This window comes from Candidatus Yanofskybacteria bacterium, assembly GCA_016181175.1.
GTDB lineage: Bacteria > Patescibacteriota > Minisyncoccia > 2-02-FULL-40-12 > IGHO2-01-FULL-4-A > 2-01-FULL-44-17.
Genome location: JACOZV010000003.1, coordinates 57,266 through 76,850, shown reverse-complemented (window position 1 = coordinate 76,850; position 19,585 = coordinate 57,266). Strand labels below are relative to the sequence as shown.

Annotated in this window: 19 protein-coding genes; 12 read left to right on the top strand and 7 right to left on the bottom strand. The window is 40.5% G+C overall.

The features are described from left to right. Positions 1 to 10: 10 nt before the first annotated feature. Together HYT61_03040 and HYT61_03035 are read right to left on the bottom strand one after the other, a co-directional pair. A complete protein-coding gene (locus HYT61_03040) occupies positions 11 to 358 on the bottom strand; it encodes a hypothetical protein (protein MBI2063187.1) in 348 nt (115 codons plus the stop codon). A 252-nt stretch (positions 359 to 610) separates the two neighbouring features. Then, entirely contained in the window at positions 611 to 1,522 is a 912-nt protein-coding gene (locus HYT61_03035; GenBank protein MBI2063186.1) for a tyrosine-type recombinase/integrase, read from the bottom strand. 102 nt (positions 1,523 to 1,624) lie between these two features. On the opposite strand from HYT61_03035, the gene HYT61_03030 reads away from it, so the two are divergent. The 4 genes from HYT61_03030 to HYT61_03015 all read left to right on the top strand — a co-directional run bounded on the left by HYT61_03030 (position 1,625) and on the right by HYT61_03015 (position 6,157). Next, positions 1,625 to 2,815 carry a hypothetical protein gene (locus tag HYT61_03030; protein ID MBI2063185.1) on the top strand — a complete coding sequence of 397 codons (1,191 nt, stop codon included), beginning with the start codon at positions 1,625 to 1,627 and terminating at the stop codon, positions 2,813 to 2,815. Positions 2,816 to 3,056: 241 nt separating this feature from the next. Further along, positions 3,057 to 3,323 carry a 30S ribosomal protein S15 gene (rpsO, locus tag HYT61_03025; protein ID MBI2063184.1) on the top strand — a complete coding sequence of 89 codons (267 nt, stop codon included), beginning with the start codon at positions 3,057 to 3,059 and terminating at the stop codon, positions 3,321 to 3,323. Between the two features lie 92 nt (positions 3,324 to 3,415). Next, positions 3,416 to 3,865: an NYN domain-containing protein gene (locus HYT61_03020; GenBank protein ID MBI2063183.1), complete on the top strand. Its 450-nt coding sequence runs from the start codon at positions 3,416 to 3,418 to the stop codon at positions 3,863 to 3,865. 198 nt (positions 3,866 to 4,063) lie between these two features. Then, positions 4,064 to 6,157 carry a polyribonucleotide nucleotidyltransferase gene (locus HYT61_03015; protein ID MBI2063182.1) on the top strand — a complete coding sequence of 698 codons (2,094 nt, stop codon included), beginning with the start codon at positions 4,064 to 4,066 and terminating at the stop codon, positions 6,155 to 6,157. 240 nt (positions 6,158 to 6,397) lie between these two features. Here HYT61_03015 and ddlA read toward each other — a convergent pair whose 3' ends face one another. Both ddlA and HYT61_03005 read right to left on the bottom strand, forming a co-directional pair. Further along, on the bottom strand, positions 6,398 to 7,513 hold the full coding sequence (gene ddlA / locus HYT61_03010; GenBank protein MBI2063181.1) for a D-alanine--D-alanine ligase: 1,116 nt from the start codon (positions 7,511 to 7,513) through the stop codon (positions 6,398 to 6,400). 615 nt (positions 7,514 to 8,128) lie between these two features. Then, positions 8,129 to 8,419 (bottom strand): hypothetical protein, encoded by a 291-nt coding sequence (locus HYT61_03005; GenBank protein MBI2063180.1) that lies wholly within the window; start codon positions 8,417 to 8,419, stop codon positions 8,129 to 8,131. A 70-nt stretch (positions 8,420 to 8,489) separates the two neighbouring features. On the opposite strand from HYT61_03005, the gene HYT61_03000 reads away from it, so the two are divergent. The 3 genes from HYT61_03000 to HYT61_02990 all read left to right on the top strand — a co-directional run bounded on the left by HYT61_03000 (position 8,490) and on the right by HYT61_02990 (position 12,121). Beyond that, complete coding sequence (locus HYT61_03000; protein ID MBI2063179.1) at positions 8,490 to 9,536, top strand: hypothetical protein; 1,047 nt, start codon at positions 8,490 to 8,492, stop codon at positions 9,534 to 9,536. Positions 9,537 to 10,085: 549 nt separating this feature from the next. Beyond that, positions 10,086 to 10,460, top strand: coding sequence for a TraR/DksA C4-type zinc finger protein (locus HYT61_02995; GenBank protein ID MBI2063178.1), 375 nt, complete (start codon positions 10,086 to 10,088; stop codon positions 10,458 to 10,460). 98 nt (positions 10,461 to 10,558) lie between these two features. Further along, the gene (locus HYT61_02990) at positions 10,559 to 12,121 is read left to right on the top strand and encodes a YifB family Mg chelatase-like AAA ATPase (GenBank protein MBI2063177.1); all 1,563 of its coding nucleotides are present in this window, start codon (positions 10,559 to 10,561) and stop codon (positions 12,119 to 12,121) included. Between the two features lie 349 nt (positions 12,122 to 12,470). On the opposite strand, the gene HYT61_02985 is transcribed toward HYT61_02990, so the two are convergent. From HYT61_02985 to HYT61_02975, 3 genes are all read right to left on the bottom strand, one after another. Continuing rightward, a complete protein-coding gene (locus HYT61_02985) occupies positions 12,471 to 12,803 on the bottom strand; it encodes a hypothetical protein (GenBank protein MBI2063176.1) in 333 nt (110 codons plus the stop codon). Between the two features lie 79 nt (positions 12,804 to 12,882). After that, on the bottom strand, positions 12,883 to 13,881 hold the full coding sequence (locus HYT61_02980) for a peptidoglycan DD-metalloendopeptidase family protein (GenBank protein ID MBI2063175.1): 999 nt from the start codon (positions 13,879 to 13,881) through the stop codon (positions 12,883 to 12,885). Between the two features lie 254 nt (positions 13,882 to 14,135). Next, complete coding sequence (locus HYT61_02975; protein ID MBI2063174.1) at positions 14,136 to 14,513, bottom strand: hypothetical protein; 378 nt, start codon at positions 14,511 to 14,513, stop codon at positions 14,136 to 14,138. A gap of 68 nt (positions 14,514 to 14,581) precedes the next feature. Between HYT61_02975 and HYT61_02970 the strand changes: the two genes are divergently transcribed. From HYT61_02970 to HYT61_02950, 5 genes are all read left to right on the top strand, one after another. Further along, positions 14,582 to 14,995 carry a YraN family protein gene (locus HYT61_02970; protein MBI2063173.1) on the top strand — a complete coding sequence of 138 codons (414 nt, stop codon included), beginning with the start codon at positions 14,582 to 14,584 and terminating at the stop codon, positions 14,993 to 14,995. 138 nt (positions 14,996 to 15,133) lie between these two features. Next, the gene (locus HYT61_02965; GenBank protein ID MBI2063172.1) at positions 15,134 to 16,933 is read left to right on the top strand and encodes a hypothetical protein; all 1,800 of its coding nucleotides are present in this window, start codon (positions 15,134 to 15,136) and stop codon (positions 16,931 to 16,933) included. A 23-nt stretch (positions 16,934 to 16,956) separates the two neighbouring features. Then, positions 16,957 to 17,487, top strand: a complete 531-nt coding sequence (locus HYT61_02960; protein ID MBI2063171.1) for a hypothetical protein — start codon at positions 16,957 to 16,959, stop codon at positions 17,485 to 17,487. 80 nt (positions 17,488 to 17,567) lie between these two features. Next, positions 17,568 to 18,590: a VWA domain-containing protein gene (locus tag HYT61_02955; protein MBI2063170.1), complete on the top strand. Its 1,023-nt coding sequence runs from the start codon at positions 17,568 to 17,570 to the stop codon at positions 18,588 to 18,590. Positions 18,591 to 18,639: 49 nt separating this feature from the next. Then, on the top strand, positions 18,640 to 19,476 hold the full coding sequence (locus HYT61_02950) for a deoxyribonuclease IV (GenBank protein MBI2063169.1): 837 nt from the start codon (positions 18,640 to 18,642) through the stop codon (positions 19,474 to 19,476). Positions 19,477 to 19,585 lie beyond the last annotated feature (109 nt).

Sequence of the window (19,585 nt, the reverse complement as noted above, 5' to 3'; positions counted from 1 at the left end):
AAGCCGATAATTATCGGCTTTTGTTTTCAAATTGTATGTGTTCCATAAGTGAGAGCACTATCGGATTTTTTAAGCATTCGGTACAAATCCCGCCAATCGGCGGTTCTTTTTTTGGGGTTTTTAATAATTCGTCTAGCTTTCTTTTAGTATCAGATTCCCAAAATAGGTCTGGTCTTTCTGCAAACAATTTGCCGCCTTCTATGCGGTAGTCGGTATAAGAAATAGGATCAAAACCAAATATATCCCCATCAAAGCCGCCTCCGCCTTCAAATAATTCACATATACGTTTTTTGCTTATCTGATTTTTTCTGCAAATGGCACAAAGATAATTTTTTTCCTCGCCTATTTTTGTAGGCATTTTTTCATACCTCGTTTATATTTCAAAGAAGTTTTAATATAGTAACAACTAAAAAGTAACTTTGCAATCCTTTTTACGTAGAAGCGAGCCATATTGCCTTTTGGGACTTCTGGGGTTGCCGCCAGCATGGTTTTGTCAATGATTGACCCTGAGCTTGTCGAAGGGGAACATCTTGACAAATGGCGGCAATCACAAAAGATGAAAAAATCTCGCTGGGATTTTTGAAGTTCCCAAAAGGTAATATGGCGAGTGCTATTTTTTTCCGTGAAATTTCTCATGTACCTCTCTTAACTGTTTGTCTGTGACATGGGTATAAATTTGGGTAGTGGTTACAGAGGAGTGGCCTAGCATAGCTTGGACGGAGCGGATATCGGCGCCATTGCGCAAAAGGTCGGTGGCAAACGAGTGGCGCAAGCTGTGAGGGCTAACCCTCTTGCCAACAATGCCAGCAACAATGGCATATTTTTTGATAATACGTTGGATACTGCGCGGAGTAAGTCTTAGTTTTTCATATTTCTCCAGTTTTTCATTCTGCGGTATGCGAATGAATAACGCTTCATCGGCATCCGGACGTTTATTCAGGTAAGTTACAAGGGCCATCCTTGCAGTATCGGACAGGAAGACTACCCGTATCTTACTGCCTTTGCCACGCACTCCAAACTCCCCTCTTTTTACGTCTATATCAGTTCGATTTAAAGAGCATAGTTCAGAGACACGAAGACCGGTGGAGAAAAGTGTTTCAAGTATTGCACGGTCACGTAAGTCAGCCAGAGCCGTACCCGCCGGCGTTTTTAAAAATCTTTCCAATTCTTGCGGTTCCAGAAACGTAACCTGACGTTCTTCCTGTTTGCCAAGCTCTACTTTTTCCGCTGAAACAGTTTTGATATCACGTTTGGCCAGATATTTAAGAAACGCCCGCAGGGCAATGATGTGATAATTTTGGGTGACCTTCTTTAGCGGTTTATCACCGCCATCGTTTAATCTGTTTAAGTAGAGCCGATATTTTCTGATAAGTTCTTCGGTAATTTCTTCCGGCCGTCCCATTTTGGCGAAATTAATAAACCTAACTAGGTAGTGATTGTAGTTTTCAACCGTTTTTGCTGAACGGTTTTTTTCTATCTCCAGATATTCTAGAAATTGTGTTTTGAGGTCTTTGATGGTCATGAAGCTATTATAGCACAGATATGTCGCACATTATTAATTTGATTTATTCACAAAAATTGCTACTATTTCCTAAATAGTTTTTTAAAAATTAACAAGGCAAACATGAACAAATTACGTGCGAGGATTTTGTTATTTGCTACTTTGGTGGTTTTTTCATTATCTGTGCATTATTGTTCCAGAGCCGAAGCTCAAGAAAAAAAATACAGCTGGCTTGATAAAATTGATGAAGCAAAACAGATGCTTAAAAATGTGGAATTGAAGCACAGCGTCAAAATAGTAACTTATAAGGAAACAAGAAAATTACCAGCACAAGTCAAGAAGAAAAAATCCAAAATTTTAACCACAAAAAGGACAGATTATGCCTGGAAAGAAGCTGGCCTGGTATTAATGAATACAGAAACGGGCGAAATAAAGCTTATTAAAATTAGGAAAGAAGGCCAAAAACTTTTTAATCTAGATAAAGAATTTACGGTTGAAATTGAGCCGAGGGTAAATGGCATAACCTGGAATGGCAGGAATACCGCCTTTCGCGTTGTTGCACCCGATGGGTGGATAGTGATTGCTAATGGCTGGATCGACCTTGTAAGCGGTAAACCAGCGGAACGCATTTATTTTCCTTACTCTACTAGTCTTCATCAAGATGAATTAATTAAGATGGGCGACTTTCACCTTGAGGGTCATTTTGTCGCTGCCGTTGCAGAGCTACATTCTTTAGGTGTCATATCTTTGGCAAATTCGGATAAAAAGGTAAGTGAAACGATGAGCTTCTTATTTCCCATAAACCTTGTTTTAGTGGAATTAACAGATCCACAGGAATTTTATGCTTTTAAGTCAGGAACTTTAAAATTCAATCCGTTTGATAGAGTTAAGATTTTGCTTGCAGGTAACGGCGAAGGGGCGTTTTCTACCTACAATTATGCCGGTGCTGTAGGTCTTACGCAGTTTACAAGGGGGACGTGGAATATTATCAAGAAGAAATATCCCTTAGCTAAGTTGCCAGAGTTTAATGTTGGCGCAATGCAGCACATAGAGTCAATAATGGCCGCAATACTGCTCTATGACTATAATCTTAACGAACTAAAAAAAGTATTTGGTGAAAAAATATTGGATGATGAAAAACTCGATCATTATTTATATGCCGCCCACAATTGTGGTATTGGGCGGGTAATTAAAGCGATTAAACGCACAAAGACGGGTCAGGATTGGCGTGTTGCCCTTCGTAAATTAGGCAAAACAGACGAAACAATTATATTTCTTGAGAAGGTCGATTACTTGTTAAAGAGCCGCTATTAATAAAGCCACCGCTAAGGGGCTTTTTTATTTTTTAAATATGTGTTATCATTAAATTTATTAGGACTTTTGCGTTTAGCCAAGTTCAAGGCAAGCACGAGGAGCAAACCGAGACGTAGTATAACTACGTTGAGGGAGCACCGGAGTGCTTAACGAAGAAATTGGCTAAACCGCCTATGGCTTTGAGCCACGATAAGCCCAAAATCTTATGGGCTTCGTGGCGAAAAGCGTATAAGGACTTAACGTGTTAAACCCCAAGACAAAACTAAAGATAGTCAGCAAACATGCCATTCATGAGGGGGATACCGGTTCTGCAGAAGTGCAGATTGCTTTATTTTCCGAGGAAATAGAGGCTTTAGCCAAGCATCTCAAAAAACATTCAAAGGACAACAGTTCACGCACCGGCCTTTTGAAAATGGTTGCCAAGCGCAAACGTCTTTTGGATTACCTAAAAAAGGAGTCGCCAACAAGATACGCAAAAATTGTAAAAGACTTAGGATTAAAGAAATAATTTTGGCCGAGCGCAAACACAAAAATACTAGTAAGTCTCACGATGTAACTTCAGAACACCAGAGAGTCGGTGTTTTTGTTGACGCGCAGAATATGTACCATTCGGCCAAGAATCTTTACAAGGCCAAGTTAAATTTTAAAAAAGTCCTTGAAACGGCCGTTGGCAATCGGCGCTTAATACGCGCCTTTATCTATGTTATCAGGACTGAATCTGGTGAAGAGAAAGCCTTTTTTGAAGCGCTTGAAAAGGGCGGCTACGAGATCAAAGAAAAAGATCTCCAGATATTTCCCGGCGGTATGAAAAAGGCCGATTGGGATGTCGGTTTGGCCATGGATGCGGTGATACTGGCTGACAAAATTGATGTGGCGGTGCTTGTAACCGGTGATGGCGATTTTATCCCGCTAGTTGAATATCTTCGCATTTCGCAAGGTCTCAAAGTGGAAGTCATATCATTTGGCCGTAGTACCTCGGCCAAACTCAAAGAAGTCGCCGATGTTTTTACCGACTTGGGCGACGACCCAAAGAAGTTTTTGATCTACTGATTCTAATTTTAAAGATTGGCTTTTCCGATTAAAATATGCTAGATTAAAATTTGAAATTTTAATAATTACAACTAAATAGAAAAGCAGAGAAGGACAAAAGGTGCGCAGGGCTTAGGTTTAGGCCAAAGTTATCGGCAATTCGATGGCTGTGGTCTGACTCCAAGTCACTCTCTTCTCTTCTATTCTGTCGGATTTTAGATGTCAGTAAAAACCTATAAAGAAGAGTTTGCTGGAAAGCCTCTTCAGATTGAAATTGGTAAATTGGCAGGGCAGGCCAACGGTTCTTGTCGTATTCAATATGGTGAAACAACCATTTTGGTGACCGCTACTATGTCAGCGCATACCAAGGATGTTGATTATTTTCCGCTGACCCTAGACTACGAAGAGAAGTATTACGCTGCCGGTAAAATTAAAGGTTCAAAATGGATTAAACGCGAGACTCGACCCTCGGAAGAGGCTATTTTGTCGGCGCGTTTAATTGATCGTTCACTAAGGCCAAGGTTTGACCACAATATAAGAAACGAAGTCCAGGTTATTGCTACTATCCTGTCTTTTGACGCTATAAACGACCCTGATATTCCGGCGCTTTTCGGGGCTTCACTGGCTCTAATGATTTCCGATATTCCTTTTGACGGGCCTGTTGCTGCGGCTCGTGTCGGAAGAGTGGATGGAAAATTGGTATTTAACCCCAGCTATGAAGAACGCAAACTAAGTGATTTTGATATCGTGGTTGCCGGTACTGAAAACAAGATAAACATGATTGAAACCGGTGCTAAAATAGTGCCGGAAAAAGACATTGTAGAAGCGGTGGCCAAGGCGCATAAAGAACTGAAGGCGCTTATTAAGTTGCAATGGAAAATTGCCGAAGAAATTGCTCCCAAAAAGCGGGAACTGGCGGTTTTTAGCCGTGACGAGGCGTTAGCTAAAGTGGTCAGAGATTTTGTCAGTCCAAAGCTTGAGAAAGTTTTGTACACTCCCCACAAACTTGAGTATGTTGAGGGTTTGCACAAAGCCCAAGACGAACTGGCTGGGTATATTGCCGCTCAATATACCGATCATCCCGATTTAAGTAAAAAACTCAAAGAAGCCAATGTAATTTTTGAAGAGGAAATTGACAGGATTGTGCACAAAAATATTCTTGAAAGTGAAAAGCGTCCTGATGGTCGTAAGATTGACGAATTGCGAGATATAAGCGCTGAAGTTGGAATACTCCCCCACTCGCATGGCACGGGTTTGTTTAATCGTGGCACAACGCAAGCATTATCCAGTTTGACTTTGGCTGCTCCCGGAATGGAGCAATGGATAGAGACGATGGAGATTGAGCTTACCAAGAAGAGGTTTATGCATCATTATGTTTTTCCGCCATTCAGTGTCGGTGAAACCGGACGCATGGGTGGGGCTGGCCGGCGAGAAATAGGCCACGGAGCCCTAGCTGAACGCGCTCTTGAGCCGTTGATACCAAGCAAAGACGAATTCCCCTATACGATTCGAGTAGTTTCAGAAATTTTATCCTCCAATGGGTCTTCTTCCATGGCATCTGTCTGTGGTTCATCGCTGGCCATGATGGACGGAGGGGTTCCAATTAAGGCGCCAGCCGCCGGTATTGCCATGGGCTTAATGTTTGATGAAAAAGGCGAAAAGTATAAGGTCCTAACAGACATTCAAGGACCGGAAGATCATCATGGTGACATGGATCTCAAGGTGGCGGGTACGCGGGACGGTGTTACTGCCATGCAAATGGATGTGAAAATAGAGGGTATAGACGAAAAAATACTTGAAAAAGCGTTGGAACAAACCCGTAAAGCAAGACTAGAAATACTTGATCACATGGCGAAAGCAATCAAAGAGCCGCGTGAAGAATTATCTAAATATGCTCCCAGAGTTACAACTATAAAAATTGATCCGGATAAAATCCGAATGGTTATCGGCCCACAGGGCAAGGTAATTAACGAAATAATTGAAAAAACCGGTGTTGAAATTGATATTGAGCAGGACGGCTCGGTATTTATAACCTCTGATAGTCCGGATGGCATGGAAAAAGCGATTAAATGGATTGAAACGATAACTTATGAAGCCAAACCTGGTGATGAGTTTGACGGTAAGGTAACCCGACTTATGGATTTCGGTGCTTTTGTTGAATTTATGCCCGGCCAGGAAGGAATGGTTCATGTTTCCGAAATATCAAAAGATCATATCCGCCGTCCGTCAGATGTCCTCAAGGTTGGCCAAACCGTGCATGTACGCGTGAAACAAATAGACGAGATGGGACGCATAAACCTTACAATGCGGTAAGGCTCGCCCTTGTCAAAAATTATCGCTCGCCATTATGTTTTCTATCACCACTTGAATTCCCAGCGAGAATTCTACGTTCCGTTGAAAGCGTGGATTCGTCTCGCAGTGATGAATATTTTACTACTCGGCGACCATGCAATCCACCCTTTCAACGGTGCTATAAGACATAATGGTTCGCTTTGAATAATTTTTGGCAAGGACTTGCACTAACCATTGCGCGGTTCCAATAAAGGCGTCGCTTTAGCTCAAGTCAACTGACGTTTTTAGTTTCTTTTCTTCGTTAAATCGTCTAATGGCTAGCATAATCAACCTATCAATTAGTTCTTTATAAGATATCCCACTGGCTTCCCAAAGCTTCGGATACATGCTGATTTTAGTAAAACCAGGAATGGTATTTAATTCATTCACGATCACTTCGTTGTCGTTTCTTAAAAAGAAATCTACTCGTGCCATACCTTCTAAGCAGAGGGTTTTAAAAGATTTTACGGCAATGTTTTGAATTTTTTTAATTATGTTTTTTGGCAATTTTGCTGGAATCGCAAGTATCGCTCCTTTCTCGTCAACATATTTTGCTTCATAAGAATAGAAATCGTGATTGTTTACTACAATCTCGCCAGGAATTGAAGCAATTGGCTTATCATTTCCAAGTACCGAACACTCTAATTCTCTGCCCTTAATAAACTCCTCAATTAAAATCTTCCTGTCATATTTAAACGCTTTGGCTACGGCACTTTTGAATTGTTTTTGGTTATCTACTCTCGATATTCCGATGGAAGAACCGGAGTTGGCTGGTTTTACAAAAAATGGCAGCCCCAATTGTTTTACAGTATTTTTAAAATTTATTTTTGAACTCTTTTCAAATACCAAGAAATTGACAGTTAGTATACCGGCAGCCGTCAGTAATCGTTTCTGGATGTCCTTATCCATTCCCACGGCCGAACCCAATACGCTCGCACCGACGAATGGTATATTTAGTAATTTTAGTAAGCCCTGCATCGTGCCATCTTCGCCGAAAGTTCCGTGAAGAACCGGGAAAGCGACATCTATTTGTTTTGCCTGAATTTTGTCAGACGAACTTTGAAGTTGTCTATTTTGTTCTCCCGGTGATAATGCCAACGCGACATTGGCTTCATTGTTAAGTTTAATTAGTTTGGGATCATTAGCATTTAACAAAAACCTTGTGGAGCTATTGAGAAGCCATCTGCCATTCTTATCAATTCCAATCGGTACGATTTCATATTTATTTTTATCAATCGCTTCCATGATATTCTTGGCCGATTGCAAGGAAACCTCGTGCTCAACCGATTTTCCTCCAAATATAACCCCGACCCTAATTTTGTTTTTCTTTGTGCCCATTTGTAGCCACAATTAAAGCATAAAATACGATGGAGTGCTAGGTTAAATCAAAAACCGCCGGTAGTGGCGGTCGTACTGGTGCTAGATTAAAGAAGGTCTTTGAAAAGAGGATCTTTTTCAAAATAAAAGTCCTGCTAGGCGCAAGACTAATTTTGTTTTTCCTCTGGTTTGTAAGAAACAAAATATTTAGTGAGATGAATAATGGATAAAAATTATAGAAGCCACCAGACAATTGGAAGAAATGGATTCAGAGAAACCGCATAACAAGCTAAAGATAAGGAAAAAATAGCAATAAAAATTAAACCGATCCTTTTTTCCCCATAAGACAATGGCCAAGGCCAGGTAGTAGTAATTGAAAAAAGGCAAGAAAGAAAAACTTGAGAATATTTTCCATATCAGCCAATCCTCTTATTTGGTAGAATATTAAAGTTCTGGCAAAAGAATAATATATTTTACAAATAAAATCAATTTCATAAAAATTAATAACCAAAACGCTAGGCTGTAGATAAGATTTTGGGTATGTGTGATAGAATTAGTCTAGTAAAAAATTAGGTGTTAGCTGTTAGGCGTTAGTTTTTAGATTTATAAATTTTACTAAAACCTAAAACCTAAAACCTAAAACCTTCCGCAAATGGCCGATGAAATAAAACCGCCAGTTTCTAGGTCGACTAGTTTACCGCCACCCCCTTCTTTTCCAAGCGTAACAACGCCGCCCAAACCCAGCGTGAACCCTCCTTCGCCTGTAGCTATGGAGGGCAAAGCAAGTCCTCTAACCCCGGATATTAAAATTCCGCCTAATTTGCCGATTAGTGAAACGAAATCACCAACTTCCACTTTTGTTAGGCCGGCTATACCTACCATGCCAATACCACCACGACCTTCAACGCCAGGATTTTCCAGACCCACAGTTCCTACGTTGCCGCCAGTTACTCAACAGAGTCAACCATCTACTGTTTTTAAATCTTCAATTAGGACAATGCTGGACGATCTGGGAGCTATCAAAAAAGGCCAGACACCAGCCGGTTTTAAAATAGAAAAAGAATCGGAAAAAGAAGTTAAAACAATGCCTGAACCTATTCCAACAAAAATACCACTATCACCAATATCTCACGTTGAGCTTGGTAAGCTTGAAAAAGCCAAGCCATTGCCAGGCACAGCTATTCCGCCAGCAGTTTTGCCAAGAGTTTCACAGCCGACGATGCAGCCGACGATGCCCCCTATTAGCTTAACGAAGCCTTCATTGAATATACCGTCCACAGGTAGTTTTTGGAGTAAATTTGACAAAGCTGGTTCAAAAAGGACGCTTTTTATTATTATTGGTCTGGTAGTTTTAATTGCTGCTATTACTGAATTTTTTGTTTATCGTAGTCAAACAATACCTACGCCAATATTTAGTCCATCTCCTTCTACTTCACCAACTGTCACGCCAATTTCTATTGAAAACCTGTTTTCGGTGGTGGATTCGGTAAATTTTTCAATTGGAGGTACTGCACCTGCGACCCTAGTAAGCCAGTTTTCCAGTTCTGGAAAGCTTGATTCATTGATTTCATCCGGGGAGATTGGAATTTACAAGGTTAATAATGTAGATGGGACTAAGCGGTATGGATTTGAAGAATTTATGGATGGTATGTTAGCTAATTTACCGTTAGAATTGAAAACCTTGATTGATGATAAAAACTTTTGGTTGACTTTTATGCCCAAAATAGATGGTACTATTAGCCCTGGTTTTATTGTAAAAATTCAAAGCACAGATATGACCCCAATAGTGCGTACAATCTTAAAAAATTGGGAAGACACAATGAAACAAACGTTAGTTAACATGCTTCAATTTGACCAATCCAAGGCATCATCCATGGTATTCTTAGATAATACTTACAACGGGACAGCAATTAGATATATTAACTTTCCAGATCATAATTTAACGATTGATTATTCGGTAATTCTAGCAAAAAATAACGATGCCTATCTCGTTTTGGTTAATTCTAGGGACCACATATTTGGAGTAATAGATAAGATTAAGTAGCAGTACTTAAAAATATATTTCTTAATAATAACAATGGTGTCGGGTTACCCGACACCATTGTTATTAAAGTGTTGACATCATTGACATCATTGTAAGATATCCTTGTTTTTAAGGGTAATTTAGTGATTAATGATGACAACTTATCCACAGATTTTACTTGTCATCATTCTTGGGGGCATTTATACTAAGTATAGTTCTCTTTTTGGCTAGTTGTTCCGATGTGATGGAACGACCGGCAGTTTTGCAGCCTGCTCAAGTTTTTAGACTAGCACCTAAGTTAGTGTTGATGTAACGGTGTTTCTAGAAACTTGGGCAGGCACTACGGGTGTCAGCCTCTAAGCAACTTTTGTTTCTGGGCCTCGATGCCCGTTTTTTTCTTGCCTACATATAATATCTCGTGCTACAATTTCTTTTTGAGTTTATTCTAAAACACTATGGACCCCGTTAGAAGTAGCCCTAACGGGTTTGCGAGCCAAAATTATTATTTTATCAAAGTTAAACAGCGACTGTAAGTAAAACTTGCATACCGCTGTTACTACTTCTAACGGGGTGGACAAAGAAGAACAAAAAAAATTAAAAGAAGATTTATTAACCGAAAAGGTAAATATTGAAAAATTACTAGGCGAATTTACTACAGAAAACCCAGTTGTTAGGGGTGACTATAAATCACACTTCCATGCTGTTGATCAGTCAGATACTTCTGATGAAAAAGCTCACAGCGTAACTGATTCTGAGCAAGAAAGGGCGGTTGAACAGAATCTTGAATTGCGTTTACGTGAAATCAACGAGACTCTTGGGAAAATAGACAAAGAATCTTATGGTATTTGTGAGAATTGCTCATCCCCTATTGATGTAAGGCGCTTAAAAGTTATACCAGTAGCTAAGTTTTGTGTTGATTGTGCCAAAAAAGTAAAGTTATTATAAACTCTTTTTAGATAGAGAAACGTGAGTGGAAAAGTGCAATTAAGAAAATCAAAGGTAATCGATTAGCTGATTAGGAGGAATGCTAATTTGCTTTGGGAATGCCATCTGTTAAAGTTTTTTCGGCCGCTGTTACTGGCCTCGACGCTCTTACCGTAGAGGTTGAAGTTGATTCTACACCTGGACTTCATTCACTAAATATTGTTGGGCTCCCTGATAAATCAGTCGAGGAGTCTAAAGATAGAATTGGCTCCGCTATCAAAAATAGCGGTTTTATTGCGCCCAATAAGAAAAACCAAAGAATAATCGTCAATCTTGCGCCAGCGGATATCAAGAAAGAAGGACCTGCTTACGATTTACCGATTGCGTTGGGTTATTTGCTTACAACTAAACAAATAAAATTTGAACATAAAAACAGAATTTTTCTTGGGGAATTGTCGCTTGACGGCTCTGTGCGTAAAATAAATGGTGTTTTATCGGTAACGCTGATGGCACAGGCCAAAGGGTTTAAGGAAATAATTTTACCCAAAGAAAATACCGTTGAAGCTTCAGTTGTTGGTGGAATTAATATAATTGGTATAAATAATTTAACGGAATTAACCGGGTATCTTGAAGGCAAGACCGTAATTTCTCCAGCAGAACATTTAGATTATGATTATTTGGTAAAAAATGGCTCGCAGAGCTACGATTGTGGTGATTTTGATATTTCCCACGTGAAGGGACAAGAAAGTGCCAAGAGGGCCCTAATAATTGCTGCTAGCGGTGGCCACAATTTGTTGATGCATGGCTCGCCTGGTACCGGCAAGACGCTTTTGGCTAGAGCCCTTTCAAGTATTTTGCCAGAAATGAGCAGAGATGAGGCGCTAGAAGTGACAAAAATATACAGCATTTGTGGTCTCATAAAGAACCAAGCGATAATTTTTGAGCGTCCATTCCGCAATCCACACCATTCTACTTCAGCCGTTGCAGTGGTTGGCGGAGGCACGTGGCCAAAGCCAGGTGAAATTTCTCTTGCTCATCGCGGCGTGTTATTTCTTGATGAATTTCCTGAATTTCCGCGAAATGTTATTGAGGCGCTTCGCCAACCAATGGAAGGTGGCGAAGTTGTCGTTTCACGCGCTTCAAGTTCCGTAAGATTTCCTGCCAGGTTTATGCTTGTGGCCGCCATGAATCCATGCCCTTGCGGTAATTATGGTGATGAAGTTAAGCCTTGCGTGTGTTCGGCACATGAGATTTATAAATATCAGCGAAAAATTTCTGGTCCCATGCTTGATCGTATCGATATTCAAATAAGTGTTCCTCGTGAAACTTATGCCAATTTGACTAGTGAAAAAAGTGGCCAAACTAGCTGTGAAATTAGGCAAATCGTGGCAAAAACAAGAAAAATACAGCAGGACAGATTTATTGATGCCAAATTGCATACGAATAGCGAGATGGGTCCTAAAGATATTAAAAAATTCTGCCAGCTTACTGCGGAAGCCGAGGAACTGGTTAAAAACGCAGTTGTATCTCACAGTCTTTCTGGACGTGGCTACCACAAAATTCTCAAAATTGCGCGCACAATCGCCGATTTGGCTGATAGTGAAATTATACAGGCCAATCATGTGGCCGAAGCTATAGCGTACCGTATTCGCCCAGAAAACGACTCATTTGCCGGTATTTAACATTTCTTTCAACATCATGCCTTCTTATAAATTTTCCTCCTTGAGCTATTGTTACTAAAAATATGCGGTTATCCATTCCCCCTTCGTCTTCTGACTCCGGGGCCCGCATATTTCTAGCGTAACAATCATACGCTCAATCCGTTAATTTATTAGTCGGCAGATGAATCCCGTTAGAGAGTGTTATATTAGTTAGGTAATCCATCGAATAACAATCATCTTTTAAATAGCGGGCTCTCTAACGGGATGAATGACGAAATGCTAAATACCGGCTCATTCGTCCATCAATGTTTCATGGGAAACCCCGCCTTTGTAAACAAGTGAGGGTAAACAAAAAACCAGCAAAGCTGGCTTATTTAGGTGGATATACGTACCAGGAATCAGCTCCAGTGAGTAAGTAAATGCATTCCTCCCCTATCTTTTTGGCGATTTTGGCTAAAAATTTTTTAAGATTCGGAATCCTTTCTTTACCAACAAAAGAAATCTCAAATTTTGTGTATTCGCCATCTGGTTTTCCCATCCAGAAGCCCTTAACTTTTTCTGTTCGGCTCCAGGCGTGGCCGTAACTTTTCTCCAGAAAAGCGTGTATTTCGTACTCTACTTTTTCAAGTTTTGACGAGGGTATTGAAAATATAGCGGGTTTTCCCAGATATTTTTCACGATAGCCGTCTTTTTCTTCAATCATTTTCAAAGGTCCCTCCCCTTCTAGAGATGGTTTCAAAACCTTTAGAGATTGCAGTAGAAATAGGATTTTGAAACCATCTCTAATATTTTGCCAATGGATTCTTCGCTCCGTGTACTTCAAAATGGACGTGGCAGCCAGTGGAACGGCCAGTAGAACCCATAACTGCAATTTGCTGACCGCGTGCAACAAAATCTCCGACATTGGCCAATAATCGGCTGGCATGAGCATAAAGAGTTTCGGTGCCATTGGGGTGATTTACCTTAATAAATTTGCCAAAGCCGCCATTATAACCCACAGCATCAGATATAGTTACTCTGCCATTGGCGGCGGCGTATATCGGCGTACCGCATGAATTAGCTACATCTACGCCGTTCCTTCCGTGGATCCTGCCCCAATTATAGCCTGTAGCCGGTTGGATGAAGTAACCCGCTAATGTTGGTAAATAGGCGAATCTTGGAGCTGTGCTTTGTTGGAGAGGAGCTTTGGGCGTATTTATTTTTCCACCAGGAATTATAATTTCTTCATCTGTTTGCAGGTCTCCGCTTAACGGCAAACCGTTAAAACTAACTATTTCTTCTTCTTTTACCCCATATTTTTTGGCCAACGAAGCAACGGTATCGCCTTTTTTAACCTTGTGTATGACTCCTGTAACTGGCGGTATTTTCAAATCCATACCGGGTCTAATTGCATCGGCATCGCTAAGATTATTTGCCCAAATTATAGTGTTAATGCTCACGCCATAGTCAGAAGCAATAAAAGAGAGGGTATCGCCCTCTTGTACAGTATAGATTGCTATTTGAGATCCTCTATCTAAAAATTCATCAAGAATATCTGTCAAAATTGTTCCTCGCGAAACGAGAGAGTTGTCTTGAATTGTGTTAAGTACGGACGGCTTTGGCATGCGTTCAGTTCCGGCATAGGCAGCGAGGCTATTAATGTCAGCAAGCTGGTTTTGGGATGGGATAGTGATTACTGAAGCAGCGGTTTCTTCTACATAGCTTGTTAGTAGGTTACCAAGAACACTTCTCTGACCCTCTGACGAACCTTTAAAAATCAATACAATAATAGCTAGACTCATAACAACAAAAAATCCGACTCTCTCGTTTTTTAAAAATTGCCCAAAAAAAGTATTATTTATAAGTGTTTTAATAAGGTTAATTTCCAGCTATCGGTTTGCGGTTACTAGCTAGAATGTTGAAATATTGCTGAAAACAATAACGATTCTCTCGCGAGAATCTAGAGTTAAGAGTAGCAATGTGTAGTAGGTAAGTCAAGAGGCATAAGTTGATAATTAGTTAATACAAAAGCCGAGGTTTTCTCGGCAATAATTTTTTAATCAACAAAAACAAATCCTTGACTTTCATATATTTTCCTTTTTAAGCTCCTTATTTTATCATCAGGACCAACAAATTTAATATCAAAACTTCTAGTGCCATCTTCAGGGGCAACAACAATAACGCGTAAAAAAATTAGAACAGTAATATGCTTTTTAGAATTATCCACTTCAAATTTAAACCTTTCTGGCGCGCAACATTCATAAAAAGAAACATCAAACTCTTCGCCATTTACCCCTCTTAACTTCAAAGAGGCATATGTAAACCATCCACCTTTTTCTATTTTCAATGAACTTAACGGAAACTCTGCTTTGCTGTCCGAACCCCCACCAACCCTTCCATACTCTCGGTGTATTAACTGAAACTCTGGATACATAGATTTGTCTCCTTAAAATACCACTATTCTATTTTAAAGCTATATACTAAATTTGTCAATAGGTTGTCATGGTTCAGTGGCTTGATTATTGGTTTATAATTCACAATACTAGGTTCATGCTTAACTCCAAAGAACTGGGATTTTTCGCAGAAAATATTGCGGCAAGATATCTTGAAGTCGGGGGATACGAAGTGGTTGATAAAAATTATCGTAAGCCGTGGGGAGAGATAGATATAATTGCCCGCAAAGATGAAGTGGTGATTTTTGTTGAGGTTAAGTCAAACAGCCAAGAATTTGAGGGTGATTTTAACCCTGAAGTCAGGGTTGATTGGAAAAAAATGGCAAAAATTAAACGTACCGCTATGTTATATCTTGAGCATGAATTGTGCGGCATGGATTTGGAATGGCAGATCGATGTAATATCTGTGGTTTTTGACAGAGTTAATAAAAAAGCAAAAATCAAACATTTTAAAAACGTTTAGCCCGCCCAAGTTTTTGAACATGCCTTCGGCTTTTATGTTTCTGATGCCAGCCCAAAAATTTGGACGGGTTGACCCCGTATCCAGAAAGTAATAACGTAAATTAAACAAGAACATTAACAACAAAAAGCGAGGTAGTAAGTGAATAAGTCATTTTTGGTTTTATTTCTATCTGTTTCTGTTTTTATTTTTTCTTGTATTGGATGCAGTGTCCACTCACGTTCTACAGCGCCTATTCCTTCTAGCCTGCCCAAAACACCAGAGGCGGTGAAGGTAGCATTGGAAGAAAATGAAGACGTGGAAAAAATTGCCAAAGAAAACAAAAAAAGAATAAAAACTAAAGCCCAAACAACAGAAGAAATTGATTCTCTGTGGGAGAAACTCAAAGAAAACGAGATAACTCTTGCCACCAAAAGGGCGGAGGGTGTCAATACCAGCCAAGCCGAAAAAATACTTGACAATTCCAAAAGTTTATTGGAAGAAGCCGAAAAGCTTTATCTTGAGGCCAATCTTACTGAAGATTACGAGCCCGTATTAGGTATTTTACGAGTCATTGATGATTCGTTTGAAAAAATAAAGCAGGAATTAAAAAGGGCGCCGCGATTCAGAGATAAAACCAAATCTCAGCCTAAAGAATTTAAGGATGGCAGGGACGTAGTTGTTGAAAAAATGGGCCATCCAGACCCCAGGAATGTCAGGGTCGGACCCATGGGGAGGTTTAGTTTTCAAATTAATGACGGGACAGAAATGCTTTTAAGCGCGTCTACGTGTTTTGCACCCACTGGTGGCATGTATACCGGTAATTCTGGTGATTTGGGTGATCAACAGTCTTCGAGACCAGATTCACAACAAAGAATTTCCGGAACTTTTCAGTTGAGCGCGCCGCCCAAAATTATGATTATTGAATATCACACCGGGCAAGAGGGAACTTATCAGTTTGTTTTTGCGGAAAGGAATCCCAACTTAGACTGGTTTGTTTCAAATCAATATCTACAACCCCAAATGCGCGATTTGGCGTTGGCTAATCTGTGCCAAAGCCAAGGAACCGGATTTGAGGACTACCAACTTGTAGCTGCTTACAAGAGCAAGATGGCCGGAACACCGGAAGAGGTCCTTGAGCAATTGCTATCCGGTAGGTTCAGGTTTGCGGACCAATTCGGTCTGGGTGCCATTGCTGAAAATGCCAAAGGCGGCGCCGCGCTTGCCAATCTTGAACTGGTAAGCATAGTTTTTAACACAAAAATCAGCCGACTGAGTTTTGCTCAAGCCGACGCCTTAAATAAGATTTACAACAAAGTAAAAGACGATCTTCTTACTTCTGAAAAAGGTCAAAAAGCATTCGACAAGATAGCGGTTTGGCAAAACACCCTGTCGCCTAAAAAAAATGACAAGAAACAGTTTCTAAATTTGATTAACTCAAATGCCGGTGGTCGGCGAGAAATTGAAACCCTGGTCAACGAATTTGAGGAAAATTTAAAGCAGTTAGCAAATGAGTTTGCCAAAATCCAAAGGGAATTGTTGCGATTTAGGAAAAACTCTGGTGTTGAATTGGTATTCTATGACGACGAAAATCCGGTTATGGTCTTACTTTTGCAAGGAGTGGGTTACAAAGTTGAAGAGGCAAGCGCCGGAACACTTTTTAAAAAGGATATTCCGCAAATATCGGTAGAGTCAAAAATATTTTACTATACAAGCAAAAATGACGATCAGCCACAGTTGGTCCGTGAACGTAGATTCATGATAAATGAGGCCAATAAGTATATTGATGTAAGTAAGGACTATCAGAGGCTGACTAGTTTTATGCTCGGTTGGCCGACGGACAATCCGTTGCCCACCGGTTATTACCAGTTAAAGCTGACGGTTACCGACGAGGTTAGGGAAAAAGCCATAATTTACGAGGTAAACTTTACCGTCTTGTTGGCAAGGTTGAGAGTAGAATGAGCATAATAGCAAGGAGGAACCCGATGAAAAAGCTATTAGTATATTCAGTTGCAATTTTAGCGATTTTTTCCTGTGCAAATAGCGTTTGGGCGACCGAATTCTCCGTGGCCATTGAAGGGCGAATTGTTAGGGTAGAACCCTCAAAAAGCATAGTTATTGAGATCAAGAAATCACAAAGCATTGAATTGGGTTTGGCCGATATTGAGAGCTTGGCAGTCAGAGATTCGAAAGATCTAATTGACGGAGTGGGAACTACCGCTATCATCGGCGGAGCGAGCGGCGGAATTATTGCCAGAGTGGGCGTAATTGATCCGCCAAAAAGCATTCAACCATCAGAAAGTAAGATAAAAAACGCTGCTATTGCTGGTATCACCGCCGCTGGTTTTAGTGCCACGGGGCGGATTCTTTTCAATCTTTTAACGCAAAAATCGCCAACCATAATCTACGATATTAACAGCGAAAGCTTAAAGGAGCCGGCAGTAATAAATCTTTTACCCATAGGAACCAAAGTTAGAATAATTCAGAAGAATCACATAAATGGTAATATGCCCTAAACCCCCTCGGGGGTTTATTTTTTTTATAAAATGTGATAGAACAAAAGCCATATGTTCGTTAAAAAGATTAGAGGCAAAGAATGAAAGTGTTTATTTTTATTCTGACTTTTGTGTCAATTTTGCCCTGGTTGGCAAAGGCACAAGTAACGGCCGAACCGGCTTACGATAAACCGATTTTTAGCGCCGAAGTAGATATGGTTAATGTAACCGTTGTGGCCTTAAGCGCTGGCGGTAAACCATTACCCCAGCTTGAGAAACAGAATTTCAAGTTAGAAGAGAGTTTGGCTGGCGGGCAGAACTTTCGTGAAAGAAATATAAAGCTTGATCAGCCAGAACAATTGCCGCTTCGTGGTGGCATAATCATAGATACCAGCGGTTCAACAGCCAGGCAATTCCGTTATCAGCTGGATGTGGCTTCAGAACTGGTAAAGTGGATTATAAAAGCGGTAGGCGACAAAAAACGCGGCGACAAATTTTTTGTTGCCGAATTTTACTATGAATCGCTTGACTTAAATCCGAGCCAAGGAGCATTTACATTAAAACAGGATTGGTCTGACGATAGCAGCGCTCTGGTAAGAGCCATAGTCAGAAAGACAAAAAAAGCCGCTGGTACCAGTCCACTTTTCGGCAGTGTAAGATTCGCTGCAGAAAAATTCAAAAAAGAAGCCCGCGGTAATTTTGCCAATTTTCTGATTATCGTGGCAGATGGCCAGGACAACGTGGCGCTTGCTGATTTGAAAGAATCTACTTATCGTGCTCAAGCAGTTGACCTGCCTATTTACACGATTGGTACGGCCAAGCACGATATTGATTCTTTTCTCCTTGATAGTTATGAAAACAACCTTAAACAGATTTCTCAACTAACTGGTGGAAGGTTTTTTGATCTGCCCGAGCAGAACAAATTGCCGGAAATTGCCAGGCAAGTGTTGCAGGATCTTCGCAATCAATACCATCTTAGTTATGAATTAAGCCCAGATTATAAAGACGGCGATGAGGTTAAAATCAGGGTACGCGTAGGCAATGTCAGTTCAGATGGCAAGTGGCAGCCGTTACCCGCCAAACTTTTACACAGAGAAGGATATCTGGTAACAAAGAGCCATTAAACCCCATTTCGGGGTTTTATTTTGCTCTAGAAATTACTATTATTAGATAATGGCAAAAATTGGAGTACACATTTCAATATCTGGCGGAATACATTTGGCGCCTAATCGTGCTAAGGACTTGGGTTGTGAAACATTCCAGTGTTTTACCAGGTCGCCGCAGGGCGGACCGGCACCGGAACTTACACCATCACTAGTTGCCAGTTTCCAATCGCAAATGACAAACTTTGGGTTTGAGACATTTTACATACACACGCCTTACTATATCAACTTTGCCTCTCTTGATCTGCGCATTAGGCATGGATCAATCAGGGTTGTGAGGGAAGAGTTGGAACGGGGGAGTGCGCTTGGCGCGCGTTATGTCATGACACACCTCGGTTCGCATACGGGTCAGAGCGTTGAAGAAGGGTTAGAGAAAGTGACAGACTCGGTTGGCCAGATTTTGGATGGTTATCTCGGTTCTACGCAATTACTGCTTGAAATTGCCGCTGGGACCGGCAATATAATCGGAGATAAATTTGAAGAAATCGGAAATATTTTAAACAGCGTAAAGAATATAAATGGTTTAAGTGGAGTGTGTTTTGACACCTGTCATGCTTTTGCTTCGGGTTATGATTTTCGTACTCCCGAAACCGTCCAGCAAATGCTTAAGGAATTTGATAAAAAAATTGGACTTGAATACCTGAAACTGGCGCACGTGAACGACTCAAAAGTAGATCTGGGCGGAAAGCGAGATCGGCACGAGCATATCGGAGACGGGTTTGTGGGCAAAATCGGAATAGCAAATATTTTGAAAACGCCGGAGTTTATGAAAATTGACTGGCTATTGGAAACCGAGGATTCAAAAAGAATGCTTGACCTAGAGGTACTTAAAGAAATTAGGGGCTAAAACCCCTTATTTTATTAGCTTTTTATTGTGTTGACTTTATTGTCTATTTTTGATATAATTAAGTCAGTCAAGATGAGGTTTGTTCTTTAACACTTCGATTCGTTTTGCT